Consider the following 26,889-nt stretch of genomic DNA (forward strand, 5'->3'; position numbering starts at 1 on the left):
CGCCCCCTGGCCGAACGCGGCCACGAAACGGCGGGCCGGCCGTCCCTCAGCGGGCCGGGCCGCGCTTCAGGACGCGCGACAGGGCCGCCGCCACCTCCTCCGACAGGCCGCCGTCGGACGGCAGGTCCGCGCCGGAGGACGGGGAGCGTCCGGCGCCGGCGGACGAACGCCCGGCGCCGGAGCGCACCAGGTCGGCGCCGCCGAGATCGTCCCGGACGGCGTCGCGGGTGTGCCCGCAGTCGCGGCACTCGACCTCGCCGAGCCGGCACACCAGGGCGGCCGAGCCGCAGGCCGAGCAGCGGTCCAGGTCGTCCGCCCAGTCGCGGGCGGCCTGGCAGCCGGGGCAGATCAGAACCTGGTGGTCCGCCCGGACCCCGCGCTTCCACGGGCTCGCGCCGCGCACGGGATCGGTCTGCCGCGCCCCGCAACGGAAGCAGGGCATCACACCTCCAGAGGTGCGGGGACCGGTTCCGGCCATCCTTCGCGGACGCGCCGGAACCGGTCCGTTCACTCAGAGCCCGGCGAGCGCCTTGCGGTACTCGTCGATGTCACGTGCGTCCGGGATCGCGTTCACTACCTTCCACCGGACCACGCCCTCGGTGTCGATGACGAAGGTGCCGCGCAGGGCCAGCCCCTTCGCCTCGTCGAAAACGCCGTAGCGCCGTGCCGTCCCGCCGTGCGGCCAGAAGTCCGAGAGCAGCGGGAACCAGAAGCCTTCCTGGTCGGACCAGGCCCGCAGCGCGAACATCGAGTCGACGGAGACGGCGAGCACCTGCACATCGCCCTCGCCCCCGTCCCGGAAGTCGTCCCTGAGCCGGGACAGCTCCCCGGTGCACACACCGCTGAAGGCCAGCGGATAGAACACGAGAAGGACGTTCTTGCGGCCGCGGAGGCCCGACAGCCGCACCGGAGCGCCGTGCTGGTCCGCCAGCTCGAAGTCCGGCGCCTCGTCGCCCACGGCGACACCGCCTGCGTCCGGGTCGCCCGCACCGGGTCCGGTCACGTCGCCGATTCCGGTCACGTCGCCGGGTCCGGTCACGTCGTCGCCCGCGTTGGCGGCCAAGTCCCTACCGTCCCCCGCTACTTGCGGACCTTGGGTGCGACCAGCCGCGTGCCCGACCACTCCTTGGCGGCGCTGACGCTGCTGGTCTGCGAGAGTCCGGCCGTCTGCGCGGCCTCGCCGATGTCGCTGGGCTCCACGTGCCCGTCCCTGCCCGCCTTGGGCGTCAGCAGCCAGATGTTGCCGCCGCCGGTGAGCGGGATCATGGCGTCGGTCAGCCCTTCGAACAGGTCGCCGTCCTCCTCGCGCCACCACAGCAGCACGATGTCGACCACGTCTTCGTAGTCCTCGTCGACCAGCTCGTTCCCCGTGAGTTCCTCGACGGATCGACGAAGCTCCTCGTCGACGTCGTCGTCGAAGCCGATCTCCTGCACCACCTGGCCCGCCTTCAGGCCGAGCCGTTCGGCCAGGCTGCGCTCAGACTGCGCCTGACCCGCGGTCGCGCTCACGAAAGTCCTCCCATTGTCGTCGTCCGCACGGTGCCGTGCTCTGTCTCCCAGCCCCCCGGGACGGGTGGCCCGCCCGCACCTGTGCGGTGTTTGCGGGACAGTCCACACAAGTGAGGGCCCCTAGCGCAAGTGTCTTCCCGGCTTTTGGTGGCCTCATTGGCCTGATTACGAAGATCGGCGCAACCGGCCCGCCACGCAGCGTGATGTTCATCCCCTGATGAAGGACAAACGGACCTGCCGGTCGGGATTGTCCACGTTGATGTCGACGAGGGCCACCGACTGCCACGTTCCGAGGGCCAGCCTCCCGCCCACGACCGGCAGGGTCGCGAACGGCGGGACGAGGGCGGGCATCACGTGCGACCGCCCGTGCCCCCGGGATCCGTGCGCGTGCTTCCAGCGGTCGTCCGCCGGCAGCAGGTCGCGCAGCGCGGCCAGCAGGTCGTCGTCGCTGCCGGACCCGAGCTCGATGACCGCCACGCCGGCGGTGGCGTGCGGGACGATGACGTGCAGCAGCCCGTCGCCGCCCGCCGACGCGGCGAACCGCTCGCATTCGGCCGTGATGTCGTGCACGGCGTCGCTCGTACCGGTGGCCACCCGGACCACGGTGCTCTCCATGATCCCGTGTCTACCCCATCCGCGGCACCGGACGCGCCCGCGCCCGCACGGATGTCACCGTCCGCGCTCCCCCGGACCGGCTCCCGGACCGTGTTCCCCGGCCGGGCGGGTCCGGCTAGTGCGGGATCTGCTCCCGGGACTCGATGACCGCGTCCGGCCCCGGGTAGACGAGGGCCTGGTGGCCGTCGTCGAACCGGACCAGGTACGGCGGGCCGCCGTCCGGGCCCCGCACCTCGATGATCTTTCCCGTCCGGTCCGGCTGTCCGACCACGTTCCCGTGGACGTGCAGCCGGTCTCCGACTCGTCCGTTCATCGCTTTCCCCCAAGCTCGTGCGTCCGCCACCGGGACGGACCGTGCCGGGCATGTGGCAGTCGTTGCTCCCGCCCTCATACGTTCCCCGGATCCCGCCGGGGGCAATCCCCGCGAGGCCGGAAAAAGGCCCCGTCCCGGGGTCGGCACCCCGGCTGACCGGCACGAATGGTTACCCATTGGTAGAGATGCGTTAGCCGCCATAAACGGCGACCATGGGATCACCAGACGAGCGACCGACAGTCTGCCGGGGACCGGTGGCCTCCCGCGCGGCGGCCATGGGTCTCACCAGCAAAGACGGTAAGGACAGAGGGGACCCCGTGGCTTCCGGACGTCAACGCTTTTCGATCATCAGCGACGGCCTGCCGAGCCAGCTGCCCGACATCAACCCGGACGAAACCCGGGAATGGCTGGAATCGCTGGACACGGTCATCAAGACCGAGGGCCGGGGCAGGGCGCGGTACGTGATGCTCCGCCTCCTGGAGCGGGCCCGCGAGCTCCAGGTCGGGGTGCCCGGCCTGCGCAGCACCGACTTCATCAACACCATCCCGCCGGAGCACGAACCCTGGTTCCCCGGCGACGAGCACGTCGAGCGGCGCATCCGCGCCTACATCCGCTGGAACGCCGCGATCATGGTGTCGCGGGCCAACCGCCCCGAACTCGGCGTCGGCGGGCACATCGCCACGTACGCCTCCGCGGCGTCGCTGTACGAGGTCGGCTTCAACCACTTCTTCCGCGGCAAGGACCACGGCGAGTCCGGCGACCAGGTGTTCATCCAGGGGCACGCCGCGCCCGGCATCTACGCCCGCGCCTTCCTGGAGGGGCGGCTCCCCGAGAGCCGGCTCGACGGGTTCCGGCAGGAGCACTCGCACCCGGGCGGCGGCCTGTCGTCCTACCCGCACCCGCGGCTCATGCCGGACTTCTGGGAGTTCCCCACGGTGTCCATGGGCCTCACCGCGATCGACTCGGTGTACCAGGCCCGGTTCAACCGGTACCTCTACAACCGGAAGATCAAGGACACGTCCCGCTCGCACGTGTGGGCGTTCCTCGGCGACGGCGAGATGGCCGAGCCCGAGTCGCTCGGCGCGATCGGCCTCGCCGCCCGCGAGGAGCTCGACAACCTCACCTTCGTCGTCAACTGCAACCTCCAGCAGCTGGACGGCCCGGTCCGCGGCAACGGCAAGATCATCCAGGAGCTGGAGTCGTTCTTCCGGGGCGCCGGCTGGAACGTCGTCAAGGTCATCTGGGGCCGCGACTGGGACCCGCTCCTCGCGCAGGACGTCGACGGCGTCCTCGTCAACCAGATGAACACCACCCCCGACGGGCAGTTCCAGACGTTCAGCGTCGAGTCGGGCGAGTACATCCGGGAGAAGTTCTTCGGCGCCGACCCGCGGCTCCGCCGGATCGTCCAGCACCTGTCGGACGACGAGCTCCGCAAGCTGTCGCGCGGCGGGCACGACTACCGCAAGGTGTACGCGGCGTTCAAGGCGGCCCGCGAGCACGTCGGGCAGCCGACCGTGATCCTCGCGCACACCATCAAGGGCTGGACGCTCGGCTCCGACTTCGAGGCCCGCAACGCCACCCACCAGATGAAGAAGCTCACCAAGGCCGAGCTGAAGGAGTTCCGGGACCGCCTCTACCTGGACATCCCCGACTCGGCGCTGGAGGAGCCGCTGCCGCCCTACTACCACCCGGGCGAGGGCTCCGACGAGATCCAGTACATGCGCGAGCGCCGCGCCGCGCTCGGCGGGTTCCTGCCCCGGCGGGTCGTGCGGGCCAAGCCGCTGAAGCTGCCCGGCGACCCCGTCTACGCCGAGATGAAGAAGGGCTCCGGCAAGCAGAACATCGCCACGACCATGGCGTTCGTCCGGCTGCTCAAGGACCTGATCAAGGACGAGAACATCGGCGCCCGGTTCGTGCCGATCGCGCCGGACGAGTACCGCACGTTCGGCATGGACTCGCTGTTCCCCACGTCCAAGATCTACTCCCCGCACGGGCAGACCTACGACGCGGTCGACCGCAAGCTGCTGCTGTCGTACAAGGAGTCCGAGAGCGGCCAGATGCTGCACGAGGGCATCAGCGAGGCCGGCTCGATGGCGTCCACGATCGCCGCCGGCACGACGTACGCCACGCACGGCGAGCACATGATCCCGGTGTACATCTTCTACTCGATGTTCGGGTTCCAGCGGACCGGCGACCAGATGTGGGCGCTCGGCGACCAGATGGGCCGCGGGTTCCTGCTGGGCGCCACCGCCGGCCGCACCACGCTGACCGGTGAGGGCCTCCAGCACGCCGACGGCCACTCCCCCCTGCTCGCGGCGTCCAACCCCGCCTGCGTCCACTACGACCCGACGTGGGCGTTCGAGCTGGGCCACATCGTGCGGGACGCGCTGCGCCGCATGTACGGGACGTCCGACGCCCACCCGGACGGCGAGAACGTCTTCTACTACCTCACCGTCTACAACGAGCCCTACCAGCAGCCCGCCGAACCCGACGGCCTCGACGTCGACGGCCTCCTCAAGGGCCTGTACCGGTACAAGGCGGCGGAATCCGGCAACGGGGAGGCGCCGCGCGCGCAGATCCTCGCGTCCGGCGTCGGCGGCCGCTGGGCGCTGGAGGCGCAGCGCCTCCTCGCCGAGGACTGGGGCGTCGCCGCGGACGTGTGGTCGGCGACCTCGTGGAACGAGCTGGCCCGCGAGGCCCGCGCCTGCGACGAGTGGAACATGCTGAACCCGGACGCCGGGCAGCGCGTCCCGTACGTCACCCGGACGCTCGACAACGTCGCCGGGCCGATCGTCGCGGTATCGGACTTCACCCGCGCCGTACCCGACCAGATCGCCCCGTGGGTCCACACGGACTTCACCTCGCTCGGCACCGACGGGTTCGGCTTCTCCGACACCCGCGCCGCCGCCCGGCGGTTCTTCCACGTGGACGCCGCGTCGATCGTCCTCGCGGTGCTCACCCGGCTCGCCCGGCACGGCGAGGTCAAGCCGGAGACCCTGTCCCAGGCGATCTCCCGCTACCGGTTGGACGCGCAGGTCAGCGACGTCTTCGCGGGCGGCGTCGGCAGCGCCGAGAGCAACACCGGCGGCGACGCGTGACGTACCTGGGGGCGCCCCCGGCCCCCGTCACGAGCCGGTCGACGGTGCGGGTCGGTCGCGACCGTGCGGGTTCGCGTCGCGTCGCCGCGGCCGCCAGGCCCGTGTGCGCGGGTTGATGTTCGGCCGAGAACGGTGATCGCGGAGGTGTAGGCCGCGATGACCGGAAGGGCCCCGAGGTTTTTCGCCTCGGGGCCCTTCGCGTTCAGGACGCCGGAGGCGTGAAGACCCCGAACGTGTTGCCGGACGGGTCTTGCAGGTAGGCGAACTTGAGGCCGTTGCCGGTGGTCAGGGCGGGCATGGCGACCTTCCCGCCGTGCTCCACCGTCTCCCCGCAGGCGGCCTCGACGTCCTCGACCATGACGAGGAACATCGCATGGTTGCGGGACGCGTCCGGCTCGTGCGAGATGCCGCCGCTCGGCGCGCCGGCCCCCGGGTAGCTGACCAGGTCGTAGCCGTCGGCGTCCGGGTCGAGCGCGAACTGCCAGCCGAACATGTCGCCGTAGAAGCGGCGCGCCTCCTCCGGCGCGTCGGTGCCGACCTGGAACCACGTGACGGTGTTGAACGCGGGAACACTCATCGATCTCCTCCTTCGAACGCTGCGGGCACCAGCGTCCTGGAGCATTCCGACAGCCCCCTGTCGGTGTTTCCCCTCAGAATTCCGACCGGCGACCGGAACCGCGCCCGCACGATGGTGCCTACGTCCGCCCGACGGCTCTCCGCGTCCGTACACCCACTGGCGCGAGAGCTCCCTCAGCGGCGCCAACAAAGGTAATTGTGTCGAATTCCCCGACCTGAACGACCGTGTACGCCATCCGTGACAGCAAGGCACAGAGGCCGGCCCCCTCGCCCGCCAACACTTCACCGGCCAGCTCACTCGCCTGGTCAAACTGCCATCCTGACGGCACGGAAACCACCAGCACCGTGGTCGGCAGGGGCTTGACACCGCTGCCCGCTGGAAGCGGTGACGTGGTCGTGTAGGGAGCACACAAATCACCTGAGCGGGTGGGTCTTCTACAAGGGGCGTGCCGCCAGGCGATGGCTGGTCGCGCGGCGCGTCGCACGCACGACCTGCCATTCGCCTGGATGCCCCGTCTGGTGAGGATGCAGTTCAGCGACGGCCGCCGGCCCAGGTCGACTCAGTTGGCGGTGGCTTGGGCGGCTCGAAGGGCCGCCGGGTCCACCTCGGGAACGGCGAGCCTGGGGTTGTGACCCGCAGCGACGACCCTCATGACGAATCCCGCCGCTTCCTCCAGCTGCCGCGAGCTGCCGAGTCCTCCGACCACGGCGGCCTGCCCGCCGAGGTCCCGGATCAGCGCCGCAGCGCGATCGAGCGCATGTGGCTCATCGCCGCAGATGGCCACGACCGGTGCCGAGTCCTGGGATCCCTCGTACGGCCACGAGGCGCCTGCGAACAGGTGGAGTGCCTTCACCACGTGCGCTCCCGCGACGGTGCGGGCCACGAGTTCCGCTGCCGAACCGGTCGCCGGCTTGAGTTCTCCGGTCTCGAAGTCGACCGGGTTGGTGCAGTCGAGCACGGTCTTGCCGGTCAGCGCCCCCTGGGGACCACCGACAAGAGAAAGCCCCGTCTCCAACCCCTCCCACGAGACCGCGACCACGACTACGTCGACCTGGGCCGCGAAGTCTCCCGGGTCGACAGCCTTCGCACCGTGACCGATCTGGTCAGCGGCCTCACTGGCGTGCAGCGCATTCCGTCCTGTCACCGACAACGAGTGGCCGGCCGTGGCCCAAACTCGACCGAGCGTCACGGCGAGGTTGCCCGTACCCAGGATGCCTACGTTCACAGCGATCTCCTTCGTTCGGCGGTGGTGCCTTCGGGAACGCTATGAACGCCGTTCCTACCGTTTGGTAGGCAATCGATGTGACACTGGATGCGTGATCGAGGAGACCTGCCAGACGTTCGTTTCCGACTGCCACGTGCGTGCGGCAGCCGAACTCATCAACCACACCTGGGATCCCGTCGTGCTCTCCGCCCTGCGTCTGGGGCCGACGCGACGCAACGAACTGCTCCTGCGTATCGCGGGAGTCAGCGACAAGGTGCTGACCCAGGCGCTCCAACGGCTGCGATCGCGTGGGCTCGTCACCAAAGTTCACGGCACCGAGCAAGCGTCGGCCCATGCAGGCGCGGTCTACCGACTCTCGCCGCTCGGTGAGTCCTTCACGAACGGCCCCCTGGCCCAGCTCGCACAGTGGGCCGCCGACAACCAAGCCGAACTCGTGGGACCGTCGACAACGTCATGATCTGCAACGGCTGGTTGTACTGACCCCGGAGGTTGTGGACGTGGCGACATGCCGCCGATGATCTCGAAATGAGGGATGGCTCCTCCGGGTGCCCGACCGTAACGCCCCGCTGACTGAGACCGGCAGGCTGCGCCTGGCCCGTCGTGTGGTCGAGGACGGCTAACCGCTGCGTCGGATGCCCGAACGGTTCCAGGTCTCACCCACCACCGCCCGGCGGCGGGCGCACCGGCGGCTGGGCGAGGCGAGGCCGGGATGGCCGACCGGTCCAGCCGCCCGCATCGCAGTCCCCGCCGCACCCCGGCCCGCACCGAGCGATGACCATCCAGCCCTCTGCGGCGGGGACACCGGCCCCGGCGATCGCCCGCCCGGTCGCCGCCACGAGGACACCGCCCCCGTCCGGGAGGTGATCCACGACTTCAACCAGCATGGACTGGCTGTGTGGACCCTGATCGAGCGGGAGGCCACCCCCGCCGCATCAGCGACGATGACACCGCGTCCATCATCCAGACGGCCACCACGCCCGCAGGCCCATTCGGTCGCCAGTGTGCGGTTGAGGCGTTCGGCTTTGCCGTTGGCCCATGGATGGCGGGGGCGAGTGAACTTCCGCCGGGCGCCGAGTTGGGCGCGGGCGTGCCGGAAGGCTGCCGAGACGGAGTAGTTCTTGGCGTTGTCGGTCAGGATCCGCTGGATGCGGGTGATGCCGTGGGTGGCGAAGTAGGCGGCGCGGGTCGGGAACGCCGCACAGGTGGTGCCCTTCTCGTCGGGTAGGACTTCGGCGTAGGCCGGGCGGGGTGTGGTCGTCGATGGCGGTGTGGACGTGGTCGTAGCCGATGCCGCGGCCGCGCCGACGGGTTCGCTGCGGCCGTGCGCACGCCAGCCGCCGCCGTCGGGGATGCGGCGAGCTTCTTGGCGTCCAGGTGGAACATGTCCCCGGCGCGCCACGCTCATAGCGGCGCTCGCTCTTGCGGGACGCGCGGATCTGCCGCCCGGTGACGGGGTCGCAGGCGGCCAGGACCGGGACGTGGTGGCGGCGCAGGATGCGGGTGGACGGTGCGAACCGGCACCCGGTCCGGCGGTGATGCGGCACGCGGCCGAGTCCGGCAGGAAGGCTCTCGCGGGCGGCCAGCACCCGCTGCTCGGTCTCGACATGGGTCCATTGGCGGGATGAGCAGGGGCCACTGCGCCGCTCGGCCAGCCCGTCCTAGCCCTGGCGGCGGAAACGGCCCACTCACCAGTGCGCGCGCTGACGAGACACCCCGAGTTCGGCAGCGACGTGCGCGATCGGGCGCCGGTCGAACTCGACACGGCGAACCAGCAGACACCTGCCATCAAAAGTCAGCCGAGCATGAGCGGTGACCCATTGGGGCCTCCTCGTGACGGGTGAAGTCGGTGGGTTGCGTCCAGGAAGGTGGTGTACGAGTTTCCGCAGGTGAAGAACGTGGCGTCGTGACGTGAGACGGCCACCGCGTAGATCCTTCGAGATGGATGATCAAGAACGAAGGAGCGGAACGCGGTGGCCGTGGACGACAGTGTGGACCCTGCCGAGTGGATTCCGAGCAGATCAGGGCGTGTGAGCCGGATCTGCTGCGGTCGGTGGTCGAGACGATGGCCGAGGCGCTCATGTGGGCCGAGGCCGACGTCGTCTGCGGCGCCGGTTACGGCGAACGCTCCGACGGGCGGGTCAACAGGCGTAACGGCTACCGGTCCCGCGATTGGGACACCCGCGCCGGGACAGTGGAGCCGGCCGTTCCCAAGCTGCGGTCGGGGTCCTACTTCCCCGAGTGGCTGCTGTAGCGGCGCCGGCGGGCCGAGCAGGCCCTGGTCGGCGTGGTGGCCACCAGCTATCTCCTCGGAGTGTCGACGCGGCGGGTGGACAAGCTGGTGGAGCAGATGGGTATCGGGGGGATCTCCAAGAGCCAGGTATCGGAGATGTCCAAGGTGCTGGACGCGCAGGTGGCCGCGTTCCGCAACCGGCCGCTGGAGGGCGGGCCGTACGCGTTCGTACGGGTCGACGCCTTGACCCAGAAAGTGCGTGAGGGCGGCCGCATCCGCCGGGTGGCTGGCGTTCCTGCGCGGGCTGGTCGCCCGCGGCCTGACCGGCGTCCAGCTGGTCATCTCCGACGCCCACGCCGGCCTGGTCGAGGTCATGGGGGCGACCCTGCCCGGCGCGGCCTGGCAGCGGTGCCGGACCCACTACCTGCGCAACCTGGTCGGCGCGGTGCTGATGGAACAGACCGATGAATGGACCGGGGCCCGCCGCTACATGGGCCTGGAATTCCTCGCAAAAGCACGCTCGCGGGTGATCGAAGACACCACACCCGACCCCAAGATCGACAAGCGAGAACTGACCGCTTAACCTGCAGAAAAAGGATCACACGGAGGCAGCTCTTACACACTCCCTGTGTCAACCTCAGGCAGCGTTGGGGGGCGTTGAGGGCTGCCGCGGCTCCGTGTTTGGCGGGGTCGTACGGGGTGCCGTCGAGCCAGCATCGCCAGATCACGCGGATCCATGCGCGGGCAAGAATTCGGATGGCGTGCGCGTGGTCTTTGCCGCCGGCTCGTGCATCGGCATAGATCTTGGCGGCCCAGGGACTGGAGCGTCGGCTGTTGTCGGCAAACGAAGTGAGGGCCCGGCGGAATCTCTTGTTGCAAGCCCAGCGGAACCCCACCGCGCGGTGCCGCCCGGAGGCCCTGGTGACCGGGCACATCCCAGCAAGCGCCGCGACCGAGTCGGGGCCGGCGTAGGCGGCTCGGCAGTCGCCCCACTCGGCAAGGATCTGTGCGGCATTGACGCGTCCTGACCGTGGCAGAGAGGTGAAGATATCGCTGTCTGGGTGCTCGCTGAGGCGGGCGGCGACGGACTTGTCGAGGTCTTTCAGCGCGGCATTCACGGACTTGAGCACGGTGACCAGCGCAAGAACCGCGTCGCGCAGCGCTGGTGTCAGCGTCTGGTCCAGCGTTCCCGCCGGCGCCGCTCGCAGCCGCGCCAGCAGCTCGGCGGGTGAGCGGCGGCCCGAGTAGGAGTGCTTGGCGCAGAACGCCGCCATCCGCCCCTCTCCAAGGCGGGCGGCCGAGGCCGCAGTCGGATAACGCGTCAGAAACTCCAGGCTGATCGGCGACTCCAGGTCCGCGAACAGCGTCTTGGCGCCAGGCCAGTGGGCTTCCAGGAGAGCGGCCAACTGGTTGACCGCTGTCACCCGCATCCCTACCAGGTCATCACGTGTGCGCACCACGGTCCGCACCGCCTTGGTCTGGCTGGAACAGGGCGTGACTACCTGCAGCCGGTGTTGCCGCAATCGAAGGTACTCGGCGATAACCGCGGCGTCCCCGGCGTCGGACTTGGCACCCGACAACACCTCGCCCTCGCGCCAAGTCTTAATCGCGTTCGGACTGACCGGGACGACTGCATGCCCTGCCTCCAGCAGCAGGTCTACCAGGCGACCGTTGGGGCGTTCGATCGCGATCGGCACCTCCTCGGGGCCGCCGTACTTGGCCAGGCGCCGCACCAGTTGGGCGATTCCGTCCGCCGAGTGCTTGATCGTGAACTCGGCCACGATCTTCCCGGCCTCGTCCATCACGCACACGGCATGTTCAGTCGAGGCCCAGTCGATCCCGACAAAGAACAATGCCTCACCCAGCGCAAGTGACAACACGACTCCTCTGATGGCGATGAGATCGACTCGGCGAGGAGGCCGGCTCACGGGTGGTCACTAAGCGGCGCTTCGCGGCGCATCTCCCTGTTGCCGTTCTGCAGCCCCGGGGAGGACCGAGGGCGGCAGTGTGTAAGCGGCCGTTGTCCGGCGACCACTCCAGGCCGTCACCTCGGTCCCCGCCGAGTCTCTTCACCAAGCACCAGCGGTGCCCGGCAAGAGCCATGGTGCCCTAGTGACCACTCCGCCCGACGTGACCAGTCGGTGAAACTCCACTACGCCAGGAGGTCCTCTTGGTGACCAACACCCACCGGTTACGTGCCACCAGGACCATGGCCAAGTACAGCAGCTAAAGGCTTTCCTGTAATGGTGCAGAAGTGCGGCTGGGCGTGCTGCCGGTGATCGGCTGCTTCAGGGCCGGGTCAGTTGGCGATCGTCAGGTTGCGCATGAGGGTGATGCCGCGGGTGGCGTGGTGGACGCCGTCGCGTTTGCGGCGGCAGTTGCGCAGGCTGTTCCTCGACTTCAAGTGTGCGGAGGCTCCAGCGTCGCCCGGTGCCGGTCTGCTCACCACCCCTACCTGCGACCGATCCTCACCAGGCGGCGGAACTGCCGCACCGATAGGCCGATGAACACCGTCACCCACTTGTTTTGGTCGACCGCGATCATCCGCTTCACGTCGAGATCAACGATCTTGATCCCCCGGCGTTACGGGACAGGCTTTAGGCGGCTTGGAGCCAGGGTGGTGGGTGGACGGGCACAGCGTCACGCGATGTCAGAAGGCGGTACGTATATCGTCCGTCGGGGCCGGTCGTGATGCGGACCTTTGTGGGGTTGGTGTGTTTGTAGCGGTTGTGCCATCCGCAGGTGAGGGCGAGTTTGTCGATGTCGGTGGGATTGTGGCCGAGGGCCCAGCCGTGGACGTGGTCGACTTCGCACAGGGTGCCGGGGACTTCACAGTCGTGGACGGCGCATGTGGGATACAGGGTTTCCAGGACCTGGCGTTGTGCTGGGGTGGCGAAGCGGACTTTGTGGCCGAGGTAGAGGGGCAGGTTTCCGTGTCCGAGTAGGAGGGGTGCGATTCCGGCGTTGAGGGCGATCCGGCGGGCTTGGGCGGCGGGGATGGGGATGCCGTCGGTGAGGCGTGCGGGTGCGGTGCCGCCGGTGAGGGTGTCCAGGTCGCAGATGAGGGTGATCTTGGTGGCTTTGTGTCCGCCCGCCAGGACGCTGCTCAGGGCCGCTGCCGTTCGCTCGGGCAGGTCGCGCTGGTCGTCGGTTCCGGCGGGTTTGGCCAGGGCTGCGAGGGTGCCGTCGAAGATGGCGGCGTCTTCGGCGTTGAGCCAGCCTTTGATGTAGCGGCCGCCGTCCAGTGAGCGCGTCGACTCGATCCACGACCGGTCATAGCCCCGCGCCACTTCTTCGGGGGCCTGTTCGCATCCGTCGCGTTCGGCGATGACGTCGCGGATCCGGCGGCCGAAGGAGGCGATCTTTCCGGCGGAGAAGCCCTGCTCGACCATGTCGAGCAGGATGGTCTCGGCTTTCGCGCAGTCGGTGTCGTGGAGTCGGGTGGTGGTGTCGGTGATGGTGGCGGCATATCCGGTCGACAGTTCACCGGCGGTCCACCGCCGCGTCGTCTCCGGTAGGCGGTGGTGCTGGCGGGCGAGGGTCAGGCGTTCTTTGGCGCGGTTTTCGCGCATGCCGAGGCGGGACCGCAGCCAGGACCGGGTGGAGGGGAACCCCCACCGCTGCACCTCCCGCGCGCCGTCGACCACGCGGATGAATCCGGCGAGGGCGGCCTCCTGCCGATCACTGGCGGCGGCGAGGGTTTCGGTGAGTTCCATGCACGCCGCCGCTGATTCGGGTGCGGAGCGGGAGGCTAGTTCGGCGGCGATCGCCGATGCCGCGTCCACCAATTCCATGGTGGACGCGGCGTCCAGGTCGACCGCGATTGAACTCATGTATCAATGATATCCGGCCGGGTGCGGCTTCGCCCTTTCAATTCATAATCCGAGTCATGATTCTTTTCTTTTTCCTTGATCGATTACGCCCGACATTGGGAAGGGTTCCATTTCGGGCATTTCGCCGGGGCGCGTCTGCCCCGGTTGCCGGTTGATGTTTGGTGGTTGTTGGGTTTCTGGTTGGGGTGGGGGCGGCGCGTCGGGCAGAGGGCAGGCGGAGCCTGCCCGACGAAAGCTGCACTCAGGGGCCGCAGAGGCTCCGAAGTCAAGGGTGGGACGGAGTCCCATCGCGAAGCGACGCCGAAGGCGCCCTTGACTTTGGAGGGGCGGCCCCGTACGCAGCGCCGCCCCCACCACGATTCCGCGAATGGCGGTCAGCCAAAAAGGTGATCGGCCGATTAGCCCGGCCCGGTCGAACATCCGATGCACGACGACTAACTAGCCGTTGCGGAGGGCCTTCTCTATGGCGGCCAGGTGCAGCAGGGCGCCTACGGACGGGTCTTCGGTACAGATCGCCGTGATCAGGTCGCCTTGCCTCGGGCGATGGAGAGGTTCATGCGGGTGAAGTCGAGCGTGATGTTGAAGGGCTTGAAGAAGCAGTGGGCGAAGTGGCCGATCACGTCGAACCCCGGCCCGTAGGGCCACGGCACGTTGACCGGCATGTTCGGGTCCATTTCGCAGAAGACCTCCTTGGCGACGGCGTCGCCGAGGCGGATCTCCTTCGGGTAGCAGGGGTAGGTGGTGGTCGCGTGGCTGTGGGCGAAGGTTTCGAACGGGCGGTCGTAGTCGGTGCGGATGCCCAGCCGCTCGGCCACCTCCCCGGGCATGCCGGCGACGGTCGCGCCGCTGTCTCCGCCGAAGTTCACGCCCATCACCCGGGGGCCGGAGCCGACGATGCTTCCGATGCTGCTGACATCGTGGTCGCGGGACAGCCACAGCGGCAGCGACTCGGCTCCCGCCCGTACCCTTCTGGCCGCTTCGGGGGTCGGACGGCGCAGGATCAGCGACCGGCCCGCGTAGTCGAAGGTGGTCAGCAGGTGGTAGAAGACCCACGTGCCGATCATGCCGTCGCTGCCGGTGCCGACGTCTTCGCCCGACTCCGTCGACGACCAGCCCACGGGGACGTTCCGCAGTTCGATGCCGCCCAGCCTGAGGGAGTCCAGCACCCCGTAGTACACCCATATGGCGACGCCTTCGAACTCGCTCTTCTCCTTGTAGACGGGGCTCAGCCCGGCTTCCTTGGCCGTCGTCGCGGTCAAGCTCAGGTTCGGGGCGCCGGTGTAGAACGTGAAGCGCTTCGGCGGCCCGTCGTTGAGCGAGACCTCCACCAGCGGCACCGGGTCCATCTGCTGCCATGGAACACGGCCGATGTCACCGTGGATCTGATACGGCTTGCCGCGGACCGCCGCGAACCATTCGGCATAGCCCGTCTCGCCTGCCGCTCGCCAGTGCGGCACGGAGAGGGAGAGTTTGTCCTGCCGGATGTAGCAGTCGCCCAGCAGTCCGTTGGCCTCCTTGTCATCGGGCGCCAATTCGAGGGCCATCGTGAGGTACTTTTCCGCGTCGGGGAACTTGTTGGCCAGTAGCCCGACATAGCCGCGACGGCGGGCCGCGTGCAGGTTCGCGGGGTCCGTTCTCAGGATCTCCTCGTACGCGCGGCCGGCCTGCTCGAACTTCCCGGCCTTGAACAACGCGTCCGCGTCACCGCCATCGGCATGTGCCGTGCCCGCCTTTCCCAGCAGTGGCGCAGTCGCGGCGGCGCCGGCCACCACGACTGCGCCCCGCAACAGTTTGCGCCGGTCCCACTCTTCGTCAGCGGCCACGGTCTTCTCCTTTTGCGCTCACCGTCCGAAACCGGGGCACGTGCCCTCGGCGCGGACCGCTGCGGTCCGCGCCTCCATGGAAGACAGGAGACTGTTGCGGGGGCGTATGCGCTTTTCGATACGCCCGCGATACATCCCGCGGCCTCGGTGAGCGGCGTGGCCTTGACCGGCTCGGGGAGCGTGGCCGGCCGCCGCATGGTCAGGCGGCCGGCTCCTTGAAGACCCCGAAGCGGTTGCCCGATGGGTCTTGCAGGTGGGCGAAGCGGAGGCCGCTCGCGGCGGTCACCGGCGGGACGATGATCTTGCCGCCGCTCCGCTCGGCATCGGCGCAGACGGCCTCCACGTCCTCGACCAGGACGAAGAACACGGCGTGCGGGCCGCCCTGGCCGGTCAGGCCGCCGCTCGGGGCCTCCGTGCCCGGGTAGGAGATCAGCTCGTAGCCCTCGTCGGCGGTGTCGCCCGCGAAGCGCCAGCCGAACATGTCGCCGTAGAAGCGGCGTGCCTCGTCCGGCGCGTCGGTGCCGATCTGGAACCAGGCGACGGTGTTGTACGCGGGAATGCCCATGATGTGTCCTCCGTGTCGGTGTCTTGGGACCGAGGGTGGACGGAGGGCGCGACAACCCTGTGTCGGGGTTGTCGGCTGAACTTCGAGGACGGTCAGATCCAGGTCAGCGGCGGCGGCAACGGTGGTGGTGTTCTCGTCACACCGGTCGGGGCGGCGTACGGGTCAGGCGCGTCCGCCCAGGGGCGTGCGGTGCGCGCGGACCTTCCGGTGGCTGATCCGCCAGCCCTGCGGGGTGCGGACGACGGTGTCCTCGTACGTCACGCTCCCGTTGGTCCCGTCGGCGTTGACGCCGATCCCCTTGGACCGCACGTGGACCCGGTTCTCGGCGACCTCGGTGAGGACGACGTTCGTGACGTGATGACCGACCGGGTTGAGCTCTCCCAACGCGCGCCCCGCGGCGGCGCAGGCCGCGACGCCCAGCAGGGGCTCCTGCCCGAAGTCGGAGACGTCGTAGACGACATCGGGGGTGAACAGCTCGCCCAGCCGATCCAGTTCCCCGCTGTCGCACAGGTGGCCGTGCATCGAGATCAGCTCGGTGATCGTGGTGCGGTCGTCGGCGGTGAACGCCATCGCTCCTCCTGGAGACGGCCCGGCGGGCGTCGGGCCCGCGGGAAGCGAAACGGGGAACTCCCCGGTCGGCTGCTTCGCTAAGCGAAACGGGGAACTCCCCGGTCGGCTGCTTCGCTAAGCTAAACGGGGAAGTCCCCGTTTAGCAATCCGGGAGTCTCCGTCCAGCGACCATAGAGTCCCGTTCGGCAACCGGGGAGTCTCCGTTCAGCGACCAGGGAGCACGGATGACGGCCGCCTCCGGACGCTCGCGCCGCGCGGACGCCGAGCGGAACGCCCGGCTGCTGCTCGCGGCGGCCAGGGCCCTCTTCGACGAGCGCGGCCCGGACGCCGCCCTGGACGAGGTGGCCCGCCGGGCGGGCGTCGGCAACGCGACCCTCTACCGGCACTATCCGACCCGCGGTGACCTGCTCGTGGCGGTGTACGCCGACGAGGTCGCCGCGCTCTGCGACCGGGGCGCCGCCCTGCTGCGGGACCCGGCGCCAGGGGACGCGTTCTTCGCCTGGCTGGAGGACTTCGCCGTCCACGCGGCGACCAGGCGGACGCTGGCCTTCGCCGGCACCGACGGCGACAGCGAACGGCGCACCGCGCTGTTCGAGCACTGGCACGCCTCGATGACGTCGACGGCGGCGAAGCTGCTCGGCAGAGCACAGGAGGCGGGCGCCGTCCGCGCCGACGTCGCCGTGGCCGAGGTGCTGACGCTCGCGAACGCGGCCGCCCTGGCGGACACCGACGCCGGCCGGGTGCGCCGCCTGCTCACGATCCTTCGCCACGGGCTCGGCGGCTCGGCAACGTCCGGCTGAGCCGCCGAACGGCGCGTGGGGTACGACATCCACTGGGTGACGGAAAACCGGCTTCAGAAGGGTCACGCGCCCTGGGGCGGGATTCCTAGACGAATTCGAGGGGGCGGACGACGTAGTCGGCCGGGATGCCGTCGTGCATGGCCTCGATAGAGCGGTCGGGGGCCGCTTCGTCCAGCAGGGCGGCGCGGCGGACGCGGTCGGTGCGGAAGACGCGGCAGCCGCCCCGCATCCGGCACCAGGCGGTCAGGTACCAGCCCTTTCCGGACGCGGTGAACGTGACGGGCTCGACGTCGCGCTCGGTCTCGATGCCCGTCCGGTCGACGTAGGTGAGGCGGACCACCCGGCGGGCCAGGACGGCCTCCTCCAGCACGGCCGGAACGGACGCCGGGTCGTCGTTCCCGGCGGGGGCCAGGAACCGGATGCGCGCCGCCAGTGCGCGGGCCGAGGCGCCGTCGTCCGCCGACATCGCCGCGACGATCTTGTGGAGGGCGGTGCGGGCGGACCGGGAGTACGGCGAGCCGCCCGCCCGGGACAGGGTGATCGCGACGGCGACGGCCTCGCTGGGGGTGAAGTTCAGCGGCGGCAGTGTGCGGCTCTTGTCGATGCTGTAGCCGCCGCCCCGGCCGACGTCCGCGAAGATCGGCACACCGGCCTGCTGGAGCGCGCTGATGTCGCGCTCGACGGTGCGGACGCTCACCTCGTACCGCGCGGCCAGTTCGCGCGCGGCGAGGCGGCGCGGCGCGCAGGCGCGCAGCTCTTCCACCATGGCGTACAAACGGTCGGTGCGGTTCACGCGGTGACCGTACGCGGCGGCTCCGACATTTCCGAGGCTGGGCGAACCGCCAGAGGCGCACCCTTCCGTCGAAGCTGGGCGAACCGCTAGACGCGCACCCTGCCGTCGAAGCCGCCCGCCCCGGCGGTGAGCGGCCGCTCCAGCCGGTACGGGCCGATCCAGCGGGGGGCGCCGCGCGTCCGGTGGGCGGCTCCCGTGTCCTTTCAGCTGTGATCTGGCAACGGATATTGCCGTCCCCTCCGGCCGTCCCTTCCAGGTGCGGGCGCTCAGAGGGCGCGGAGGAAGGCGAGCATCTCCTCGTTGACCTCGGCGGGGCGTTCCTGCTGCGTCCAGTGTCCGCAACCGGACAGCCAGACGGTGTCGCGGAGGTTGGGCACGAAGTCGGTCATGGAATCGATCGCGTCGCGGGCGCCGACGGCGACGAGGTCGCGGTCCCCGGCGATGTAGAGCGCGGGCGGGCCGATGGGGGCGCGGTGCCAGGCGGCGGTGAGCTCCCAGTTGCGGTCCAGGTTGCGGTACCAGTTGACCGGGCCGGTGAAGCCGCCGGCGGCGTACTCCTCGACGTAGGCGGCGATGTCCGCGTCGGTGAGCCAGCCGGGCTGCTTCTCCGGCTCGGGGAGCGCGTCGAGGAACCCGCCGCCCTCGGGGGCGATCAGGGGCGGGCACGGGCCGTCGCCCGACACGCCGTGGAACATCCGGCGGAACGTGGCGGCCCGGTCGCGGTCGAGTTCGGCCTCCGGGGCGTCCGGCTCCTGGAAGCGCACCATGTAGAACCCGTCGCCGAACAGGCGGCGCATGGACTCGACCGGGGGGCGGCTGCCGCGCGGACGGTGCGGGACCGACATCCCGATCACGCCGCGCACCTTGTCCGGGCGCATCTGCGCGACGGCCCACGCGACGGGCGCGCCCCAGTCGTGCCCGGCGACGACCGCCCGGTCCGCGCCGAGGGCGGCGATGAGCCCGACGGCGTCGCCCGCCAGGTGCAGGATCGTGTACTGGCCGGTCTCGGCCGGGCCGCCCGTCCGGGCGTAGCCGCGCTGGTCCGGGGCGACGGCGTGGAAGCCGGCGTCGGCGAGCGCGATCAGCTGGTGGCGCCAGGAGTACCAGCATTCGGGGAAGCCGTGCAGCAGCAGGACGAGCGGTCCCTCGCCCGCCTCGGCGACGTGCATGCGCAGGCCGCTCTCCGACTGGACGAAGCGGTGCGTGATGTCGGTCATCGATACCCCTCGCGGTGAGCGGGACCAGGCGAGCCCAACGCTAACCCCACGGACTACCGCCCGGTATCCGGGATGGCGCGAACAGTCCGATGCCCTCCGCCCATACCGTCCGCGAAGAGATTGTGTGCGCGGGCCACATGGGAGGGCGGGGGATCGCTCCGTAGTTTCCTCGCATGACGAGCGTGAGCCCGCGGGCGGGCGCGGGGACTTCGGGGACGCTGGATCTGTCGGGCCGGCGCGCCCTGGTCACCGGCGGCGCGGGCGGCATCGGCCGCGCCTGCGCGCGGCGGCTCGCGGCCGCGGGGGCCGAGGTGGTGGTGGCCGACGTGGACGGGGCGGCGGCGGAGCGGACGGCGGGCGAGATCGGCGGCGTGCCGCTGCTCGCCGACCTGTCCGACGTGGACGCGCTCGGCGGGCTGGCGTCCGGCGTCGACATCCTGGTCAACAACGCGGGCATCCAGCATGTGGCGCCCGTCCACGAGTTCCCGCCGGAGGTGTTCGCGCGGATCCTGCGGCTGATGGTGGAGGCGCCGTTCCGGCTGGCCCGGGACGCGCTCCCCGGCATGTACGAGCGGGGCTGGGGGCGCATCGTCAACATCTCGTCCGTGCACGGGCTGCGCGCGTCGCCCTACAAGTCGGCCTACGTGACGGCCAAGCACGGGCTCGAAGGTCTTTCCAAGGTGATCGCTCTGGAGGGCGCCGCGCACGGCGTGACGTCCAACTGCGTCAACCCGGCCTATGTCCGGACCCCGCTGGTGGAGAGCCAGATCGCCGACCAGGCGCGCGCGCACGACATGCCCGAGGACGAGGTCGTCGAGCGCGTCATGCTCGACCACGCGGCCGTGAAGCGCCTGATCGAGCCGGACGAGGTGGCCGAGCTGGTCGGCTACCTGTGCTCGCCGCCGGCCTCGATGGTGACCGGCGCGTCCATCGCACTCGACGGCGGCTGGACCGCCCGTTGAGAATGGCCCGTATGACCTGCGGCGTCTTCCTCGAACTGCTGGCCCGGGAGGCCTCCCCCGTCGAGTTCGAGGGGCCCCTCGTCCAGGCGCGGGCGGACGGCGCGCCGCCCGCCGTCCTGGAGGAGCTGGAGGCGGCCAAGCTGGCGGCCCTCCGGGTCCGGATGATCATGCGGCGGCACGCCCGGCGGGAGGCGGAGCTGGCGGCGCTGTTCGACACCGCGGGCGACCTCGCCGGGCTGCGCGACCTCGACGCGGTGCTGGAGGCGATCACGCGCCGCGCCCGGCGGCTGCTGAGCGCCGACATCGCCTACCTGACGCTGAACGACGACGAGCGCGGCGACACCTACATGCGGGTGACGGACGGGTCGGTGTCGGCGGCGTTCCGGCGGCTGCGGCTGCCGATGGGCACCGGGCTCGTCGGCCTCGTCGCGCAGACCGCGATGCCCTACAACAGCGCCCACTACCTGGGGGACGGTCAGTTCCAGCACCGCGGTTACATCGACGACGCGGTCTCCGAGGAGGGCCTGGTCGCCATTCTCGGCGTGCCGATGCGGCTGGGCAGCCGGGTCATCGGCGTCCTGACGGCGGCGAACCGCAGCGAGCGTCCGTTCGACCAGGAGGAGGTGGCGCTCCTCGGGTCGTTGGCCGCGCACGCCGCGATCGCCATCGACAACGCGCGCCTCTTGGAAGAGACCCGTACCGCCTTGGACGAGCTGAGCGCCGCCAATGTGGAGGTCAGGGCGCGCAGTGCGGCCGTGGAGCGGGCGGCGCGCGCGCACGACCGGATGACGGCCGTCGTCGTCCGCGGCGGCGGTGTGGAAGACGTCGGCGCGGTCGTGACCGAGCTGCTGGGCGGCACGCTGCACGTGCTGGACGCGGACGGCCGCCAGCTCGCGACGACGGGGCTCGTGTCGGGCGTCCTGAGCGACGACGCGCTGGCCGGGGTGTCGGCCTCCGCGCACTCTGCGCGCGCGCAGGGCCGGACGGTCAGGCGCGGCGACCTGTGGATCGCCTCGGTCTCGACCGGCGACGAGATGCTCGGGACGCTCGTCCTGCGCACGGCCGACGAGGTGGACGACGCCGACCAGCGGATCCTGGAGCGCGCCGCGCTCGTCACCGCGCTGCTGCTGCTGTTCCAGCGGAGCGTCACCGAGGCGGAGGGACGGGTCCGCGGCGAGCTGCTGGACGACCTGCTGTCCGGCCGCCGGACCGGCGCGGACGCGCTGACGGCGCGGGCACGGCGCGTGAACGTCGACCTGGGCGCCCCGCACGTGCTGCTGTGCGCGAAGTACGGGTCCCAGGAGCACCGGCAGCGGGCCGCGTTCTGGGCGTCGTCCTACGCGGCGGTGGAGAAGGGCCTCGCCGCCACCCGTGCCGAGGAGATCGTGCTGCTGCTGCCGGGCGACCGCCCCGGTGACGCCGCGCGGCGGGTGGCGAAGGAGCTGGGCGCGTCCCTCGGCGGGCCGGCGACGGTCGGCGCGGCCGGTCCGGTGCGCGGGCCGGCCGCGGTCGCGTCCGCGCACCGGGAGGCGCAGCGCTGCGCGGACGCCCTGCTCGCCCTCGGCCGCGGGGGCGACGGCGCGGGAGCGTCCGAGCTGGGCTTCGTCGGCCTGCTGATCGGGGACGACCGGGACGTGGCGGGGTTCCTCGCGAGCGCGCTCGGGCCCGTCCTCGACTACGACGAGCGGCGCGGCACGGCCCTCGTCCAGACCCTCGAGTCCTACTTCGGGGCGGGCGGGAGCCTGTCGCGGACGGCGGAGCGCCTGCACATCCACGTCAACACCGTGAGCCAGCGCCTGGACCGCATAGCCCGCCTCCTGGGCGACGACTGGCAGGCCCCGGAGCGCGCCCTGGAACTCCAGCTCGCCCTCCGCCTGCACCGCCTCTCCCGTTGATCTGCGGCGTGTTGTTCTTATAGACGAACTCATAAGAACAACACGCCGCAGGTCAACGGTCAGACGGGGGCGTCTACCTTTGGGGCCGGGTCCGGTTGCGGGTCCTTGGGGGTGCTGCGGGCCTTGATCAGGTCGCGGGCGGTGCCCCAGACGCCGCGCCGGAACAGCAGCACGACCAGGATGAAGATCGTGCCGGTGATGATCCCGGTCTCCTCGAACCCGGCCGTGGCCAGGTAGTCGTTCAGCTCCACGACCAGCGCGGCGCCGATGGCGCCGCCCCACAGGGTGCCGATGCCGCCGAGGACGACCATCATCACGGCCTGGCCCGAGGTCGTCCAGTAGACGCCCTGCAGGGACGCGAAGCCGTGCCCGATGGTGAACAGCCCGCCCGCCAGGCCCGACAACGACGCCGACAGGACGAACGCGAGCAGCTTGTAGCGGTCGATGCTGTATCCGAGTGCCCGCGCCCTGTTCGGGTTGTCGCGGATGGACATCAGGACCCGTCCGAACGGGGAACGGACTATGCGCCACGCCGCGAACATCCCGGCCAGCACGAACGGCAGGGCCGCGTAGTAGAAGAAGAACGGGTCGGACAGGTCGACCCCGAAGAAGTCCCTGGGGATGCCTTGGAGACCGTTCTCTCCGCCTGTCGCGTCCCGCCACTGGTTGGCGACGAAGTACACCATCTGCGCGAAGGCCAAGGTGACCATCGCGAAGTAGATGCCGCGCAGCCGCACCGACAGGAACCCGATCGGGACGGCGAGAACACCGGCGAAGACGGCCCCGCCCAGCACGGCCACGGGGAAGGGCAGCCCGGAGTGGAGGGCGATCAGTCCGGTGGCGTACGCCGAGCCGCCCCAGAAGGCGGCGTGCCCGAACGACAGGAGCCCGGTGAAGCCGAGCAGCAGGTCGACGGCGGCGGCGAACAGCGCCCAGCAGGCGATGTCCAGCGCGACCGGCGGGTAGACGAACCACGGCAGGACGAGCGCCGCCAGCAGCCCGGCGGCCGGCAGGACCGGCCGCCCGGCCAGTTTCGAGAGGATCACCGGAACGCCTCCTCGCGTCCGAACAGCCCGGCGGGGCGCCACAGCAGGACGGCGGCCATGAGGATGAACACCAGCGTCTGCGAGAGCGACGGGACGTAGTAGTTGCCGAGCGCCGAGACGAGCCCGACCGCGAACCCGGCGGCGACCGAGCCGAACACCGACCCGAGCCCGCCGATCACGACGACCGCGAACACGGTGATGATCAGGTCGGAGCCCATCAGCGGGTTGACGGCCCGCATCGGCGCGGCGAGGACGCCGGCGAACGCGGCGAGCGCGATGCCGAACCCGAACACCGGGGTCACCCACCGGCCGACGTCGATGCCGAGCGCGCGTGCCAGCTCGGGCCTCTCGGTCGCCGCCCGGACGATCATGCCGACGCGGGTCCGGGTCAGCACCACCCACACGACCCCGCAGACCACCACCGACACGGCCAGCACGAACACCTGGTACGCGGGGTAGGTGAACAGGCCGAGGTCGACCGACCCGCCCAGCGCGGACGGGCGCGGGTACGGCTGCGACTGCACCCCGTACCGCCGTTTCACGAGGTCTTGCAGGATGAGCGCCAGGCCGAAGGTGAACAGGAAGTTGTAGAGGGGGTCCAGGGGCGCCAGCCGCCGGATGAACAGCCGTTCCAGCACCACGCCCGCCGCGCCCAGCACGACGGGGACGAGGGGCAGCGCCAGCCAGAAGTTCAGGCCGAGCGAGTCCAGCGCGATGAACGCCCCGAACGCGCCGAGCATGTAGAACGCGCCGTGCGCGAAGTTGACCACGCCGAGCATCCCGAAGATGACGGCCAGGCCCAGGGCGAGCAGGGCGTAGAACGCCCCGCCCACCAGCCCGTTGAACGCCTGCTGCAGCACGTCGGCCGCCTCAGAGGGCGCAGGCCGCGTCGGGCTGCTGGAACGCCTCGGCCGCCGGGATCGTCTTGACGATCTTCTCGTAGTCCCACGGCTCCTCGACCTCCGCGGACGGCTTCACCTGCGCGATGTAGGCGTCGTGGACGAGCAGGTGGTCGTCGGCGCGGATCGTGCCCGTGGACGTGAACACGTCGTCGACCTTGTGGCCTTCGAGCTGCTTCACCACGCTGTCGGACTTGTCGGTGCCGCCGCGCTGCACGGCCTCCAGGTACTGGAGGGCCGCCGAGTAGTCGCCCGCGTGGACGGCCGTCGGGCGGGCGCCCGTCTCGGCCTTGAACTTGTCGGCCCAGGCGCGGTTGCCCGCGTTGGCGTTCCAGTACCAGAAGTCGGTGAAGTACGTCCCCGACAGCGCGTCCGGGGTGAGGGAGTGGATGTCGGTCAGGAACATCAGCCCCACCGCCAGACCCACGCCCTTGTCGCGCAGCTTGTACTCGTTGTACTGCTTCACCAGGTTGACCAGGTCACCGCCCGCCTGCATGGCGCCGAGCACCTGCGGCTTGGGGTCGAGGCCGGGCGCCTTCAGCAGGAACGTCGAGAAGTTGTCGTTCGGGAACGGCGTCGGGTCGCTCTTCACGACCGTCCCTCCGGCGCCCTTCACGGCCGCCGTGAACGTCTTCTGCATGTCCTGCCCGAACGCGTAGTCCGGGTAGACGATGTACCAGTTCTTCGCGCCGTCCTTGGTGACCTCGGTGCCCGTCCCGTGGGCCAGCATGTAGCTGTTGTAGCCGTAGTGGAAGGTGTACTTGTTGCACTGCTTGCCCTCCAATTCGGTCGTCGCGCCGCCGACGTCGATGAACACCTTCTTCTTGTTCTTCGCGACGGTGGCGACGGCGAGCGCGGCGGACGAGGTGGGCACGTCCACGATCAGGTCGGCCTTCTGCCGGTCGTAAAGCTCCTGCGCCTTGGAGTTGGCGATCTCCGGCTTGTTCTGGTGGTCGGCCGAGACCACCTCGATGTTCTTGCTGACCGCCTTGTCGCCGTACTTGGCCTTGAAGTCGGCGACCGCCATCTTCACCGCCTCGACGGCGTTCTTGCCCGACAGGTCGGCGTAGACGCCGGACTGGTCGGTCAGCACCGCCAGGACGATCTTGTCGTCGCTGATGTCGCCTCCGCCCCCGCCGGGTCCGCCCGCGCAGCCGGCCAGCAGCGCTCCGGCGGTCGCGAGCGCGGCCGAACGTCCGAGAACTCTCATGGGGGTCTCCCTAGATTCCGAGGTACTGGAGGAGTTCGCTCTCCCGGGCGCGGACCTCGTCGTTGTCCATGGACTCGACGATCCGGCCCTCGGCGAGCAGGTGGTGGCGGTCGGCGACGGTGGCGGCGAAGTGGACGTTCTGCTCGATGAGCAGGACGGTCACCCCGGCCGCCTTCACTTCGCGGAGGATTTCGCCGATCTGCTGGACGATCAGCGGCGACAGGCCCTCGGTGGGCTCGTCGCACAGCAGCAGCCGCGCGCCGGTGCGCAGGACGCGGGCGAGCGCGAGCATCTGCTGCTCACCGCCCGACAGCTTCGTCCCGGGGAACCGGCGGCGCTCCTTCAGGCGCGGGAACGTCTCGTACACCCGCTCCAGCGACCACGGGTCGGGGCCCGAGCGCGGGGGGAGCGTCAGGTTCTCCTCCACGGAGAGCGTGGCGAAGATGCCGCGGTCGTCCGGGACGTAACCGAGACCGCGCCGCGCGCGCTTGTGCGGGCCCAAGGCGGAGATGTCCCCGCCCAGGAATCGGACGGTTCCGGACGTCCCCTTATGGAGCCCCATGAGGGATCGCAAGAGGGTGGTCTTGCCGGCGCCGTTGCGGCCGACGAGCGTGACGATCTCGCCCTCGTCGACGTGCAGGGACACGTCGCGGAGGGCTTGCGCCTCGCCGTACCAGGCGGACAGCCCGTCAATGCGCAGCATTGGAGTCTCCGAGGTAGGCGGTGACGACGCGCGGGTCGTGGCGGATCTCGGCGTAGGGGCCCTCTACGAGGACCTGGCCGTGCTGGAGCACCGTGACCCGGTCGGCGAGGCTGGAGACGACGCTCATGTTGTGCTCGACCAGCACGACGGTCCGTCCGGCGCGCACCTTCTTGATGAGGTCGACGGTCCGGCCGACGTCCTCGACGCCCATGCCGGCGGTCGGCTCGTCCAGCAGCAGGACCTTGGGGTCCAGCGCGAGGGCCAGCGCCAGTTCGAGGGCGCGCTTGCGGCCGTACGCCAGCGCGCCCGCCGCCACGTTCGCGTGCTCCCCCAGCCCGACCTGGCCGAGCAGTTCGGCGGCGCGGTCGCCGTAGCGTCCGAGCGCCCGGTCCGACCGCCAGAACCGCCAGCCGAGCCCGCTGCGCCCGGCCAGCGCCAGCTCCACGTGCTGGCGCGGCGTCAGCTCGGCGAACAGGCTCGTGATCTGGAACGACCTGGCGAGCCCCAGCCGGGCGATCCGCTCCGGGCTCCGGCCGGCCAGCTCGTGGCGGCCGAGCCGGACGCTGCCCGCGGTCGGCTTCAGGAACCCGGTGAGCAGGTTGAACAGCGTCGTCTTGCCCGCGCCGTTCGGCCCCACCAGGGCGTGGACGGAGCCTTCCCCGACGTCGAGATCCACGCCGTCCACGGCCCGGAAGCCGCGGAACTCCCTGACCAGGCCCCGCGCTTCCAGCACCGGGGCCTCGGGGACGGGATCGCCCATGCGCCCTCCTCACGCTCGTCGTAGGTGACCCGGAGCACACCGGGCCGCCGTGACCGGGAACGCTAGGTCGCGCCCGCGGGCCGGACCATGTGAGCCGCCCCCACATTCGGACGGCCCGATACGGCTGTGACCCACATCACGCCCAGGTCAGCGCCCCTCGCACATGGCGGGCTTCCGCGATGTGTGGACGGGCCACGTGGTCGCGGTCACAAGGGCCGCCCACCATGGCGGGCATCTGACGTCCCT

24 protein-coding genes and 3 pseudogenes are annotated in these 26,889 nt (G+C 70.4%); 7 read left to right on the plus strand and 20 right to left on the minus strand.

The genetic code is table 11. The features are described from left to right. Positions 1-46: 46 nt before the first annotated feature. The 5 genes from ACA511_RS37130 to ACA511_RS37150 form a co-directional block, all read right to left on the minus strand. Positions 47-442 carry a hypothetical protein gene (locus tag ACA511_RS37130; protein WP_375029412.1) on the minus strand — a complete coding sequence of 132 codons (396 nt, stop codon included), beginning with the start codon at positions 440-442 and terminating at the stop codon, positions 47-49. A gap of 69 nt (positions 443-511) precedes the next feature. Next, positions 512-1,003 (minus strand): peroxiredoxin, encoded by a 492-nt coding sequence (locus ACA511_RS37135; RefSeq protein ID WP_375029554.1) that lies wholly within the window; start codon positions 1,001-1,003, stop codon positions 512-514. A gap of 77 nt (positions 1,004-1,080) precedes the next feature. Then, entirely contained in the window at positions 1,081-1,509 is a 429-nt protein-coding gene (locus ACA511_RS37140; protein WP_371954489.1) for a DUF3052 domain-containing protein, read from the minus strand. 207 nt (positions 1,510-1,716) lie between these two features. Beyond that, positions 1,717-2,124 carry a YjbQ family protein gene (locus ACA511_RS37145; protein WP_375029413.1) on the minus strand — a complete coding sequence of 136 codons (408 nt, stop codon included), beginning with the start codon at positions 2,122-2,124 and terminating at the stop codon, positions 1,717-1,719. A 115-nt stretch (positions 2,125-2,239) separates the two neighbouring features. Then, positions 2,240-2,437, minus strand: coding sequence for a DUF1918 domain-containing protein (locus ACA511_RS37150; RefSeq protein ID WP_375029414.1), 198 nt, complete (start codon positions 2,435-2,437; stop codon positions 2,240-2,242). Between the two features lie 317 nt (positions 2,438-2,754). Here ACA511_RS37150 and aceE point away from each other — a divergent pair, with 317 nt between their 5' ends. Continuing rightward, a complete protein-coding gene (aceE, locus tag ACA511_RS37155; protein WP_375029415.1) occupies positions 2,755-5,535 on the plus strand; it encodes a pyruvate dehydrogenase (acetyl-transferring), homodimeric type in 2,781 nt (926 codons plus the stop codon). A 202-nt stretch (positions 5,536-5,737) separates the two neighbouring features. Here the strand turns inward: aceE and ACA511_RS37160 are convergent, their stop codons facing one another. Both ACA511_RS37160 and ACA511_RS37165 read right to left on the minus strand, forming a co-directional pair. Then, a complete protein-coding gene (locus tag ACA511_RS37160) occupies positions 5,738-6,112 on the minus strand; it encodes a VOC family protein (protein ID WP_375029416.1) in 375 nt (124 codons plus the stop codon). A gap of 559 nt (positions 6,113-6,671) precedes the next feature. Next, positions 6,672-7,337 carry an NADPH-dependent F420 reductase gene (locus ACA511_RS37165; RefSeq protein WP_375029417.1) on the minus strand — a complete coding sequence of 222 codons (666 nt, stop codon included), beginning with the start codon at positions 7,335-7,337 and terminating at the stop codon, positions 6,672-6,674. Positions 7,338-7,428: 91 nt separating this feature from the next. On the opposite strand from ACA511_RS37165, the gene ACA511_RS37170 reads away from it, so the two are divergent. Continuing rightward, positions 7,429-7,794 carry a winged helix-turn-helix transcriptional regulator gene (locus ACA511_RS37170; RefSeq protein WP_375029418.1) on the plus strand — a complete coding sequence of 122 codons (366 nt, stop codon included), beginning with the start codon at positions 7,429-7,431 and terminating at the stop codon, positions 7,792-7,794. 88 nt (positions 7,795-7,882) lie between these two features. Further along, positions 7,883-8,109, plus strand: a pseudogene (locus ACA511_RS37175) (leucine zipper domain-containing protein); the annotation flags it as partial. A gap of 210 nt (positions 8,110-8,319) precedes the next feature. Here the strand turns inward: ACA511_RS37175 and ACA511_RS37180 are convergent. Further along, positions 8,320-9,133, minus strand: a pseudogene (locus ACA511_RS37180) (DDE-type integrase/transposase/recombinase); the annotation flags it as partial. A 146-nt stretch (positions 9,134-9,279) separates the two neighbouring features. On the opposite strand from ACA511_RS37180, the pseudogene ACA511_RS37185 reads away from it, so the two are divergent. Next, positions 9,280-10,006, plus strand: a pseudogene (locus ACA511_RS37185) (transposase); the annotation flags it as partial. Here ACA511_RS37185 and ACA511_RS37190 read toward each other — a convergent pair. The 5 genes from ACA511_RS37190 to ACA511_RS37210 form a co-directional block, all read right to left on the minus strand. Further along, positions 9,939-11,495, minus strand: coding sequence for an IS110 family transposase (locus ACA511_RS37190; protein ID WP_375029419.1), 1,557 nt, complete (start codon positions 11,493-11,495; stop codon positions 9,939-9,941). The pseudogene ACA511_RS37185 and the gene ACA511_RS37190 overlap by 68 nt on opposite strands. Before the next feature lie 669 nt (positions 11,496-12,164). Continuing rightward, positions 12,165-13,400: a DUF222 domain-containing protein gene (locus tag ACA511_RS37195; protein WP_375029420.1), complete on the minus strand. Its 1,236-nt coding sequence runs from the start codon at positions 13,398-13,400 to the stop codon at positions 12,165-12,167. Positions 13,401-13,921: 521 nt separating this feature from the next. Continuing rightward, the gene (locus ACA511_RS37200; RefSeq protein WP_375029421.1) at positions 13,922-15,223 is read right to left on the minus strand and encodes an aspartyl protease family protein; all 1,302 of its coding nucleotides are present in this window, start codon (positions 15,221-15,223) and stop codon (positions 13,922-13,924) included. 199 nt (positions 15,224-15,422) lie between these two features. Further along, on the minus strand, positions 15,423-15,788 hold the full coding sequence (locus tag ACA511_RS37205) for a VOC family protein (protein WP_375029422.1): 366 nt from the start codon (positions 15,786-15,788) through the stop codon (positions 15,423-15,425). Positions 15,789-15,950: 162 nt separating this feature from the next. Continuing rightward, positions 15,951-16,358: a nuclear transport factor 2 family protein gene (locus tag ACA511_RS37210; protein WP_375029423.1), complete on the minus strand. Its 408-nt coding sequence runs from the start codon at positions 16,356-16,358 to the stop codon at positions 15,951-15,953. Positions 16,359-16,582: 224 nt separating this feature from the next. Here ACA511_RS37210 and ACA511_RS37215 point away from each other — a divergent pair, with 224 nt between their 5' ends. After that, complete coding sequence (locus tag ACA511_RS37215) at positions 16,583-17,158, plus strand: TetR/AcrR family transcriptional regulator (RefSeq protein ID WP_375029424.1); 576 nt, start codon at positions 16,583-16,585, stop codon at positions 17,156-17,158. An 85-nt stretch (positions 17,159-17,243) separates the two neighbouring features. On the opposite strand, the gene ACA511_RS37220 is transcribed toward ACA511_RS37215, so the two are convergent. Further along, positions 17,244-17,951 (minus strand): helix-turn-helix transcriptional regulator, encoded by a 708-nt coding sequence (locus ACA511_RS37220; RefSeq protein WP_375029425.1) that lies wholly within the window; start codon positions 17,949-17,951, stop codon positions 17,244-17,246. Positions 17,952-18,217: 266 nt separating this feature from the next. Beyond that, a complete protein-coding gene (locus tag ACA511_RS37225) occupies positions 18,218-19,168 on the minus strand; it encodes an alpha/beta fold hydrolase (protein ID WP_375029426.1) in 951 nt (316 codons plus the stop codon). 173 nt (positions 19,169-19,341) lie between these two features. Between ACA511_RS37225 and ACA511_RS37230 the strand changes: the two genes are divergently transcribed. Both ACA511_RS37230 and ACA511_RS37235 read left to right on the plus strand, forming a co-directional pair. After that, positions 19,342-20,130, plus strand: a complete 789-nt coding sequence (locus tag ACA511_RS37230; RefSeq protein WP_375029427.1) for a 3-hydroxybutyrate dehydrogenase — start codon at positions 19,342-19,344, stop codon at positions 20,128-20,130. Between the two features lie 11 nt (positions 20,131-20,141). Then, positions 20,142-22,025 carry a helix-turn-helix domain-containing protein gene (locus ACA511_RS37235; RefSeq protein ID WP_375029428.1) on the plus strand — a complete coding sequence of 628 codons (1,884 nt, stop codon included), beginning with the start codon at positions 20,142-20,144 and terminating at the stop codon, positions 22,023-22,025. A gap of 59 nt (positions 22,026-22,084) precedes the next feature. Here the strand turns inward: ACA511_RS37235 and ACA511_RS37240 are convergent, their stop codons facing one another. Genes ACA511_RS37240 through ACA511_RS37260 form a run of 5 tightly spaced genes read right to left on the minus strand, consistent with a single transcriptional unit; the run spans position 22,085 to position 26,643 of the window. Continuing rightward, entirely contained in the window at positions 22,085-23,071 is a 987-nt protein-coding gene (locus tag ACA511_RS37240) for a branched-chain amino acid ABC transporter permease (RefSeq protein WP_375029429.1), read from the minus strand. Then, complete coding sequence (locus ACA511_RS37245; protein ID WP_375029430.1) at positions 23,068-23,931, minus strand: branched-chain amino acid ABC transporter permease; 864 nt, start codon at positions 23,929-23,931, stop codon at positions 23,068-23,070. The genes ACA511_RS37240 and ACA511_RS37245 overlap by 4 nt, the downstream gene beginning before the upstream one ends. A 10-nt stretch (positions 23,932-23,941) precedes the next feature. Then, entirely contained in the window at positions 23,942-25,180 is a 1,239-nt protein-coding gene (locus ACA511_RS37250; protein WP_375029431.1) for an ABC transporter substrate-binding protein, read from the minus strand. 10 nt (positions 25,181-25,190) lie between these two features. Next, positions 25,191-25,883: an ABC transporter ATP-binding protein gene (locus ACA511_RS37255; protein ID WP_375029432.1), complete on the minus strand. Its 693-nt coding sequence runs from the start codon at positions 25,881-25,883 to the stop codon at positions 25,191-25,193. Next, on the minus strand, positions 25,870-26,643 hold the full coding sequence (locus tag ACA511_RS37260; RefSeq protein ID WP_375029433.1) for an ABC transporter ATP-binding protein: 774 nt from the start codon (positions 26,641-26,643) through the stop codon (positions 25,870-25,872). Before ACA511_RS37260 ends, ACA511_RS37255 begins: the two co-directional genes overlap by 14 nt. Between the last annotated feature and the right edge of the window lie 246 nt (positions 26,644-26,889).

The organism is Actinomadura sp. GTD37 (genome assembly GCF_041951365.1).
Classification (GTDB): domain Bacteria; phylum Actinomycetota; class Actinomycetes; order Streptosporangiales; family Streptosporangiaceae; genus Spirillospora.

Bases quoted from the DNA above. Each gene is read 5' to 3' on its own strand.
- ACA511_RS37225 (WP_375029426.1), bottom strand. From the start codon at position 19,168: ATGACCGACATCACGCACCGCTTCGTCCAGTCGGAGAGCGGCCTGCGC.
- ACA511_RS37255 (WP_375029432.1), bottom strand. From the start codon at position 25,883: ATGCTGCGCATTGACGGGCTGTCCGCCTGGTACGGCGAGGCGCAAGCC.
- ACA511_RS37150 (WP_375029414.1), bottom strand. From the start codon at position 2,437: ATGAACGGACGAGTCGGAGACCGGCTGCACGTCCACGGGAACGTGGTC.
- ACA511_RS37145 (WP_375029413.1), bottom strand. From the start codon at position 2,124: ATGGAGAGCACCGTGGTCCGGGTGGCCACCGGTACGAGCGACGCCGTG.
- ACA511_RS37210 (WP_375029423.1), bottom strand. From the start codon at position 16,358: ATGGCGTTCACCGCCGACGACCGCACCACGATCACCGAGCTGATCTCG.
- ACA511_RS37235 (WP_375029428.1), top strand. From the start codon at position 20,142: ATGACCTGCGGCGTCTTCCTCGAACTGCTGGCCCGGGAGGCCTCCCCC.
- ACA511_RS37250 (WP_375029431.1), bottom strand. From the start codon at position 25,180: ATGAGAGTTCTCGGACGTTCGGCCGCGCTCGCGACCGCCGGAGCGCTG.
- ACA511_RS37205 (WP_375029422.1), bottom strand. From the start codon at position 15,788: ATGGGCATTCCCGCGTACAACACCGTCGCCTGGTTCCAGATCGGCACC.
- ACA511_RS37260 (WP_375029433.1), bottom strand. From the start codon at position 26,643: ATGGGCGATCCCGTCCCCGAGGCCCCGGTGCTGGAAGCGCGGGGCCTG.
- ACA511_RS37160 (WP_375029416.1), bottom strand. From the start codon at position 6,112: ATGAGTGTTCCCGCGTTCAACACCGTCACGTGGTTCCAGGTCGGCACC.
- ACA511_RS37195 (WP_375029420.1), bottom strand. From the start codon at position 13,400: ATGAGTTCAATCGCGGTCGACCTGGACGCCGCGTCCACCATGGAATTG.
- ACA511_RS37215 (WP_375029424.1), top strand. From the start codon at position 16,583: ATGACGGCCGCCTCCGGACGCTCGCGCCGCGCGGACGCCGAGCGGAAC.
- ACA511_RS37230 (WP_375029427.1), top strand. From the start codon at position 19,342: ATGACGAGCGTGAGCCCGCGGGCGGGCGCGGGGACTTCGGGGACGCTG.
- ACA511_RS37130 (WP_375029412.1), bottom strand. From the start codon at position 442: ATGCCCTGCTTCCGTTGCGGGGCGCGGCAGACCGATCCCGTGCGCGGC.